Source organism: Streptomyces sp. S.PB5, assembly GCF_030403745.1.
Taxonomy (GTDB): domain Bacteria; phylum Actinomycetota; class Actinomycetes; order Streptomycetales; family Streptomycetaceae; genus Streptomyces.
The window spans coordinates 273495-282032 of the sequence record NZ_JAQMWP010000015.1 but is presented as its reverse complement, the minus strand read 5'-3'; the positions used below and the strand labels follow the sequence as shown (position 1 = coordinate 282032).

General features: G+C 71.3%; 8 protein-coding genes. 7 read left to right on the top strand and 1 reads right to left on the bottom strand.

Going from position 1 to position 8538, the window contains the following annotated elements; translation table 11 throughout:
- Together PH203_RS34825 and PH203_RS34820 are read left to right on the top strand one after the other, a co-directional pair.
- Positions 1-2254 (top strand): glycoside hydrolase family 38 C-terminal domain-containing protein (locus PH203_RS34825; protein ID WP_289925308.1); only part of this gene is annotated, 2254 nt, incomplete at its 5' end.
- On the top strand, positions 2251-3390 hold the full coding sequence (locus PH203_RS34820; protein WP_289925304.1) for a winged helix DNA-binding domain-containing protein: 1140 nt from the start codon (positions 2251-2253) through the stop codon (positions 3388-3390). The genes PH203_RS34825 and PH203_RS34820, both read left to right, overlap by 4 nt.
- Here PH203_RS34820 and PH203_RS34815 read toward each other — a convergent pair.
- A complete protein-coding gene (locus PH203_RS34815; protein ID WP_289925302.1) occupies positions 3387-4091 on the bottom strand; it encodes a FadR/GntR family transcriptional regulator in 705 nt (234 codons plus the stop codon). The two genes, PH203_RS34820 and PH203_RS34815, sit on opposite strands and share 4 nt — an antisense overlap.
- Before the next feature lie 366 nt (positions 4092-4457).
- Here PH203_RS34815 and PH203_RS34810 point away from each other — a divergent pair, with 366 nt between their 5' ends.
- From PH203_RS34810 to PH203_RS34790, 5 genes are read left to right on the top strand one after another with little or no spacing between them, the layout of a single operon-like run.
- Positions 4458-5813, top strand: a complete 1356-nt coding sequence (locus PH203_RS34810; RefSeq protein ID WP_289925301.1) for an L-fuconate dehydratase — start codon at positions 4458-4460, stop codon at positions 5811-5813.
- Complete coding sequence (locus PH203_RS34805; RefSeq protein ID WP_289925300.1) at positions 5810-6565, top strand: SDR family oxidoreductase; 756 nt, start codon at positions 5810-5812, stop codon at positions 6563-6565. The genes PH203_RS34810 and PH203_RS34805 overlap by 4 nt, the downstream gene beginning before the upstream one ends.
- Positions 6562-7509 carry an aldo/keto reductase gene (locus PH203_RS34800; protein WP_289925298.1) on the top strand — a complete coding sequence of 316 codons (948 nt, stop codon included), beginning with the start codon at positions 6562-6564 and terminating at the stop codon, positions 7507-7509. Before PH203_RS34805 ends, PH203_RS34800 begins: the two co-directional genes overlap by 4 nt.
- A complete protein-coding gene (locus PH203_RS34795; protein WP_289925297.1) occupies positions 7506-7820 on the top strand; it encodes an L-rhamnose mutarotase in 315 nt (104 codons plus the stop codon). Before PH203_RS34800 ends, PH203_RS34795 begins: the two co-directional genes overlap by 4 nt.
- Complete coding sequence (locus tag PH203_RS34790; RefSeq protein ID WP_289925296.1) at positions 7805-8446, top strand: amidohydrolase family protein; 642 nt, start codon at positions 7805-7807, stop codon at positions 8444-8446. Before PH203_RS34795 ends, PH203_RS34790 begins: the two co-directional genes overlap by 16 nt.
- Positions 8447-8538: the final 92 nt, after the last annotated feature.

The following is an 8538-nucleotide window of genomic DNA, read 5'->3' as shown; positions in this document are numbered from 1 at the left end:
CGTCGGGCACGCCCACATCGACTCGGCGTGGCTGTGGCCGCTGCGGGAGACCGTGCGCAAGGTGGCCCGTACGACCTCCAACATGACCGCTCTCCTGGAGGACGAGCCGGAGTTCGTCTTCGCCATGTCGCAGGCCCAGCAGTGGGCCTGGGTGCGCGACCACCGTCCCGAGGTGTGGGCGCGGGTGAAGAAGGCGGTGGCGGACGGGCGGTTCGTGCCCGCCGGGGGCATGTGGGTGGAGTCGGACACCAACATGCCGGGCTCGGAGGCGATGGCCCGTCAGTTCGTGCACGGCAAACGGTTCTTCCTCGACGAGTTCGGCATCGAGAACGACGAGGCGTGGCTGCCGGACACCTTCGGCTTCGCCGCCGGTCTGCCGCAGATCATCAAGGCGGCCGGTTCCAAGTGGCTGCTGACCCAGAAGATCTCCTGGTCCCAGACGAACAAGTTCCCTCATCACACGTTCCGGTGGGAGGGCATCGACGGCACCCGGATCTTCACCCACTTCCCGCCCGTCGACACCTACAACTGCTCGATGAAGGGCAGCGAGATCGCCCACGCGGCACGCAACTTCAAGGACAAGGGGGTCGCCCGGCACTCCCTCGCCCCGACCGGCTGGGGTGACGGAGGCGGCGGCACCACCCGCGAGATGGTCGCCAAGGCGGCCCGCCTCCGCGACCTCGAAGGCTCCGCGACCGTGGTCTGGGAGACCCCGGCGGAGTTCTTCGAGAAGGCCGAGGCCGAATACCCCGACGCCCCCGTCTGGGTCGGCGAGCTGTACCTCGAACTCCACCGCGCCACCCTCACCAGCCAGGCGAAGACCAAGCAGGGCAACCGCCGCAGCGAACACCTCCTGCGCGAGGCGGAGCTGTGGGCGGCGACGGCCGCCGTGCGCACCGGATTCCCCTACCCGTACGAGGAGTTGGACCGCATCTGGAAGACGGTCCTGCTCCACCAGTTCCACGACATCCTGCCCGGCTCGTCGATCGCCTGGGTGCACCGGGAAGCGCGCAGGACGTACGAGAGGATCGCCGAGGAGCTGACCGGCATCATCGAGGCGGCCCAACGGGCCCTCGCGGGGGAGGGACAGCGGGAGCTGGAGTTCAACTCCGCGCCGCACAGCCGCAACGGCGTGCCCGCGGGCGCCGCCGGAATCCCCCGGGCTCCCCGACAGACACAAGTGTCGCCGCGCGCCGCGGGCGGCTACGTCCTGAGCGGTGAACAGCTGAGGGTCGAGATCGACCGGCAGGGGCTCGTGGTCTCCGTGTACGACATCGAGGCGGACCGCGAGACGATCGCCCCGGGCACGGCCGCGAACCTCCTCCAACTCCACCCGGACTTCCCGAACATGTGGGACGCCTGGGACGTCGACGAGTTCTACCGCAACACGGTGACCGACCTCACGGACCTCGACGAGATCGCCCCCGAAGGAGACGGAGTCAGGATCGTCCGGTCCTTCGGCTCCTCCCGCGTGACGCAGCTGCTCTCCCTCGCGCCGGACGAGCGGAGGCTGCTGCTGGACACCGAGGTCGACTGGCACGAGACGGAGAAGTTCCTGAAGCTGGCGTTCCCGCTCGACGTGCACGCCGAACGGTACGCGTCGGAGACCCAGTTCGGGCACTTCCACCGCCCCACCCACACCAACACCAGCTGGGAAGCGGCCAAGTTCGAGGCCTGCAACCACCGCTTCGTCCACCTGGAGGAACCGGGCTGGGGCGTCGCCGTCGTCAACGACTCGACGTACGGCCACGACGTGACCCGCACGGTCCGCACCGACGGCGACTGGGGCACGACGACCACGGTCCGCGTCTCCCTCCTGCGCGCCCCGCGCTTCCCGGACCCCGAGACCGACCAGGGCGTCCACCGCTTCCGGCACGCCCTGATCCCCGGCGCGGCCATCGGTGACGCGGTGCGTGAGGGGTGGCGGGTCAATCTGCCGGAGCGGCGGGTGACCGGGGCCGGTGAGGTCGCGCCGCTGGTGTCCGTCGACCGGGACGCGGTCGTGATCACGGCGGTGAAGCTGGCCGACGACGGCAGCGGTGACGTGGTGGTCCGGCTGCACGAGGCGCACGGAGGCCGGGCCAGGGCCACCCTGACCGCGGGCTTCGAGGTCGCGGACGTGGTGGCGACGGACCTGCTGGAGCGCCCCCTGGCCGAGGAGGCCGTGACACGCGACGGCGACCGGGTGGCCCTGCGCCTGCGCCCCTTCGAGCTGGCGACGCTCCGCTTCCGGAGGGCAGAATCCGGGGCGTGACCATCACCGCACGGGAACTCAACCGAGCCACGCTCGCCCGACAGCTGCTCCTGCGCCGGGAGCCGCTGTCGGTCGGCGACGCGACGAGGCGCATCCTCGCCCTCCAGGCGCAGCAGCCCGCCTCGCCGTATCTCGCGCTGTGGAACCGGATCGACGGCTTCGACCCGGCCGACCTGGACGCCGCCTTCACCGACGGCACGCTGGTGAAGGCGACCCTGCTGCGGATCACCCTGCACGCGGTCCACTCGGACGACTACCGGATGGTCAGGGAGGCGATGCGCCCCACCCTGTACGCCTCCCGCCTGGGCAACCGCTTCGCCGCCGCGGGCCTCACCCCGGCGGACGCGGCCGAACTGGAGCCGGGGCTCATGGAATTCGCCGGCCGGCCCCGCTCGAACGGCGACATGACGGCGTGGCTCGCCGAGCGGGTGGGCGAGGAGAAGAAGGACGGGGCCTGGTGGGGCCTGCGGTCGTACACACCACTGGTGCACGTCCCTACGGGCGGCCCCTGGTCGTTCGGGTACGCACCGGCGTACGTCGCGTCGGCCGCGGGCCGCTTCACCGGCGAGCCCCCGGCCGAGGAGGAGGCACTGCAGGCTCTGATTCTGCGCTACCTGGAGGGGTTCGGGCCCGGGTCGGTCGCGGACGTGGCGCAGTTCGCGACGGTGCAACGGGCGCGGGCGAGGACGGCGTTGCGTGCGCTCGGGCCGACGGTGGAGGAACTGAAGGGCCCGGGCGGCACGACGCTGTACGACCTCCCCGGCGCCCCGCGCCCACCGGCCGACACCCCGGCCCCGCCTCGCCTCATGCCGATGTGGGACAGCACCCTGCTCGCCCACCACGACCGCGGCCGGGTGATCCCGTCCGACTACCGCCGTCTGGTCACCCGCACCAACGGCGACGTACTGCCGACGCTGCTCGTGGACGGGTACGTGGCCGGGGTGTGGCGCCCTGTGGAGGGCGGCATCGAGGCAACGGCCTTCCACGACCTGTCCGATGAGGCATGGGAGGGCCTGGCACGGGAGGCCCGTGCACTGGGGGCGCTGCTGGCCGGCCGTGAACCGACCGTCTACAGCCGCTACGCCCACTGGTGGAAGAAGCTGCCGGAGGCGGCGGTGCGTACGCTTCAGCTCTAGCCGCCCAGCCGGCTTCGGAGCCACTGCTCCACTTCCCCCACGTGCGCCGCCGCGGCCGCCCGGGCCGCCTCCGGATCACGCGCCGCCAACGCCCGGTGGATCGCCGTGTGTTCGCGCCGCGTCCGCTCGAACGCCCCCTCTTCCTGATACGCCCGCCACACCCGGGCGCGGAACGTACGAGACGACAGCCCCTCCAGAACCGCCGCCATCGTCTCGTTGCCCGCCGCCGTCACGATCTCCCGATGGAAGGCGAGGTCGTGGGCGAGGATCTCCTCGGGATCGTCCGTGGCGTTCATCGCCGTCAGATGCTTCTCCACCTCGGCCAGCTGATCCGGAGTGATCCGGGCCGCCGCCATGGCCGTCGCCGTCGACTCCAGGATCCGCCGCACCTCCAGCAGTTCCACCAGCTGAGGCCCCCGGGACAGATCGGCGACGACACCGAACGTCTCCAGCAGATCCCCGGCCTCCAACTGCGTGACATAGATGCCCGAGCCGTGCCGGGCCTCCAGCACCCCCATCACGGTGAGCGCCCGGATCGCCTCCCGCATCGAGCTGCGCGAGATCCCGAGCTGCACCGCGAGATCCCGCTCGGTCGGCAGCCGCTGCCCCGGCTCCAGCCGCCCCTCGCCGATCATCGCCTTGATCTGTTCGATGGCGCGCTGCGTCACGGTGCCCTTCTGCGGGGCTGTCTCGTCGTCCACGCCATTCCTCCACTCACCGGTGGCGGAAGTCTAGCCAGCGATGTGGTCGGACCACTATGGCCCAAACTCCGGAAAAATCGGCGCCGGAGGGTGTTCTTCCGGCAGAGTGGTCTGATAAGTATGCGGTCATCTGCTCGAACACGTTCAACGAGGAGCCGCCTGATGCCCGGCAGGACCGCCCGCGAGCACGGCACCGCGGTCCGCGTCGTCGCGGCACCCTCGCCGCGGGCGGCGGGATCGTGCAGACCGGGTACGTCGGCGCCATCAGCGCCGACCAGGGCGACAACATGGTCATCGCCCGCGTGACGACCGGCCGAGCCCAGGACTGACGAGCCCGTTCCCATGCCCCCGACCGAAAGGCCCTCAGTGTCACCGACCCCCGGCGCCGCCTCTCGCGTCATCGCGCTCGACACCTACGACATCCGATTCCCCACCTCGCGCGAGCTCGACGGCTCCGACGCGATGAACCCGGACCCCGACTACTCGGCCGCGTACGCCGTCCTGCGCACCGACGGGGCCGACGGACACGAGGGGCACGGCTTCAGCTTCACCATCGGGCGGGGCAACGAGGTCCAGGTGGCCGCCATCCACGCGCTCAGGCACCACGTGGTCGGACGGTCCGTCGACGAGCTGTGCGCGGATCCGGGGACCCTCAACCGCGACCTGACCGGCGACAGCCAGCTGCGCTGGCTCGGACCCGAGAAGGGGGTGATACACATGGCGATCGGCGCCGTCATGAACGCCGTATGGGATCTGGCGGCCAAGCGCGCCGGCAAGCCCCTGTGGCGGCTGCTCGCCGAGGCCGACCCGGAGTGGCTGGTCGCCCAGATCGACTTCCGCTATCTCACGGACGCCCTCACACCCGAGGAGGCGCTGGAGATCCTGCGCAAGGGAAGGGCGGGCGCGGAGGAACGCACGGCCCGGCTGCTGGAGCGCGGCTACCCCGCCTACACCACCTCCCCCGGCTGGCTCGGCTACAGCGACGAGAAGCTGACCCGCCTCGCCACCCAGGCCGTCACCGACGGCTTCCGGCAGATCAAGCTCAAGGTCGGCGCGGACCTGGAGGACGACCTACGGCGCTGCCGCGTCGCCCGTTCCGTCGTCGGCCCGGACATCCGCGTCGCCATCGACGCCAACCAGCGCTGGGACGTCGACGAGGCCATCCGCTGGACCAAGGCCCTCGCCGAGTTCGACCCGTACTGGATCGAGGAGCCCACCAGCCCCGACGACGTCCTCGGCCACGCCGCGATCCGCGAGGCCGTCGCCCCCGTGAAGGTCGCCACCGGCGAGCACGTCCAGAACCGGGTCGTCTTCAAACAGCTCCTGAAGGCCGGCGCCCTCGACGTCCTCCAGATCGACGCGGCCCGTGTCGGCGGCGTCAACGAGAACCTCGCGATCCTGCTGCTCGCCGCCAAGTACGGCGTACCGGTCTGCCCCCACGCGGGCGGAGTCGGCCTGTGCGAACTCGTCCAGCACCTGTCGATGTTCGACTACATCGCGGTCACCGGCACCACCGAGGACCGGGTCATCGAGTACGTCGACCATCTGCACGACCACTTCCTCGATCCGGTGGTGATCAGGGAGGGGCACTACACGGCACCCACCGCGCCGGGCTTCTCGGCCGCCATGAAGGCCGAGTCGATCGCGCGGTACACGTTCCCGGACGGCGCCTTCTGGGCCGCCGACCTCAAGACCTCGGACAAGAAGGGGCATGCGGCATGAGTGACTTCGAGGGTCTCAAGGCGCTGGTGACGGGAGGCGCCTCCGGCATCGGCCGGTCCACCGCCGAACTCCTCGCGGCACGCGGCGCCCGGGTCGCCGTCCTCGACCTGGACCCCTCGTCGGTGACGGAACCGCTGCTCGCGTTCAAGGCCGACGTCACGGACGACGCCTCGGTGCGCGCGGCGGTCGCCGCGGCCGTCGCGGAGCTCGGCGGTCTCGACGTACTGGTCAACAACGCGGGCATCGGGGCGCAGGGCACCGTCGAGGACAACGACGACGCGGAATGGCACCGGGTCCTCGACGTCAACGTCGTGGGCATGGTCCGCACGGCCCGCGCCGCCCTTCCGCACCTGCGGGAGTCCTCGCACGCCGCGATCGTCAACACCTGCTCGATCGCCGCCACCGCGGGCCTGCCGCAGCGCGCCCTGTACAGCGCGACCAAGGGTGCCGTGTACTCGCTGACCCTCGCGATGGCCGCCGACCACGTCCGTGAGGGCATCCGCGTGAACTGCGTCAACCCCGGCACCGCGGACACCCCCTGGATCGGCCGTCTCCTCGACAAGGCCCCCGACCCCGCCGCCGAACGCGCCGCCCTGGAGGCCCGCCAGCCCACCGGCCGCCTGGTCTCGGCCGACGAGGTCGCCGGCGCCATCGCGTATCTGGCGAGCCCTCTCTCCGGCGCCACCACCGGCACCTCCCTCGCCGTCGACGGCGGCATGCAGGGCCTGCGCCTGCGCCCGGCGGGCCGGTGAGCACCCCGGCCGGCCTGGGCTTCGGCGCGGCAGGCATAGGCAACCTGTTCACCGAGGTCGGCGAGGAGCAGGCGTACGAGGCCGTGGCCGCCGCCTGGCACCGCGGCATCCGCTACTACGACACCGCCCCGCACTACGGCCTCGGCCTCTCCGAACGCCGCCTCGGCGCCGCCCTGCGCGAGCATCCACGCGAGGAGTACACGATCTCGACGAAGGTCGGCCGCCGCCTGGAGCCGACCGACGCCGGCGGCGACGACCTGGCGAACGCCTTCGCGGTCCCCGCCACGCACCATCGCGTCTGGGACTTCACCGAGGACGGCATACGACGCACCCTCGACGCCAGCCTGGAACGGCTCGGCCTCGACCGTGTCGACGTCGTCTACCTCCACGACCCCGACGAACACGCCGAAGCCGCCTTCCGCGAGGGCTACCCGGCCCTGGAGAAGCTCCGCGCGGAGGGCGTGGTCGGGGCGATCGGCGCCGGCATGAACCAGACGGAGATGCTCACCCGCTTCGTCCGCGACACCGACGTCGACGTGGTGCTGTGCGCGGGCCGCTACACCCTGCTGGACCACAGCGCGCTGACGGATCTGCTGCCGGCGGCCGTGGCACGCGGTACGGCGGTGGTCGTCGGCGGTGCCTTCAACTCGGGCCTGCTGGCGGACCCGCGCCCGGGGGCGACGTACGACTACGCCCGGGTCCCGGCCGAACTGCTGGACCGCGCGCTGCACCTGAAGTCGGTGGCCGACCGCCACGGCACGACCCTGCGGGCCGTCGCCCTGGCCTTCTGCGCGGCGCATCCGGCGGTGACGAGCGTCCTCGTCGGCGCCCGCTCGGCGGCCGAAGTACACGACTGCGCCGACCAGTTCACGGCCGAGGTGCCCGCCGCCCTCTGGCAGGAGCTGCGGGACACGGGATCACTGCCGCCTGGGGAGCCGTCATGAGAGTCGCCCTGCACACCAAGGTCCGCGCCGACCGCGTCGCTGAGTACGACGCCGCCCATCGCGAGGTCCCGAAGGAACTGACGGACGCGATCCGCGCGGCCGGCGCGAGCTCGTGGACGATCTGGCGCAGCGGCACCGACCTTTTCCATGTCCTGGAGTGCGAGGACTACGCCCGTCTGCTCGCCGAGTTGGAGAAACTCCCGGTCAACGTGGCGTGGCAGGCCCGTATGGCGGAGCTGCTGGAGGTGGTCCACGACTACTCGGACGAGGGCGCGGAGGCGGGCCTGCCGGTCGTATGGGAGCTGCCGTGACGGTCGACGCGCACCACCACGTCTGGGACCTGTCCGTCCGGGACCAGGACTGGATCGAGGAGGGCAGTCCGATCCGGCGCGACTTCACGGTGGCGGACCTCGCCGCCGAGGCGCGGGCGGCCGGGGTCGACCGCACGGTGCTCGTCCAGACGATCACCGTCCCCGAGGAGACCCCGAAACTCCTGTCCCTCGCCGCCGGCCACGACCTCATCGTCCTGCCCCACCAGTTGCCGGTGAGCGTCAAGGCGGCCGCGTCTCTGCCTCAACTCGCCTTCGTCCTCGACCACGTGGGCAAGCCGCCCATCGCCTCCGGAGCCCTCGAACCCTGGTCCACCGACATCCACGCCCTCGCCGCGCACCCCGACACCGTCTGCGAACTCTCCGGCATGGTCACCGAGGCCGACCCCGCGGGCTGGACGGTCGACGACCTGCGCCCTTACGCGGACGTCGTGTTGGACGCCTTCGGCCCGGACCGGCTGATGTTCGGCTCGGACTGGCCGGTCTGCACGTTGGGGGTGTCCTACGGTGAAGTGCTGTCCACGGCAAAGGAGTTGACCAGAGGTACCGGCGCGGTCGGACAGGCTGACCTCTTCGATGGCACGGCCACCCGGGTTTACGGCCTTTGAACGTCCCCGCCCTGGCCGCACGGACCTGAAATCTACGTCTCGTTCCGCCAAGCCTCGTGCTTTACGGAACCCGGCCGCGAAGTTAGCTTCCA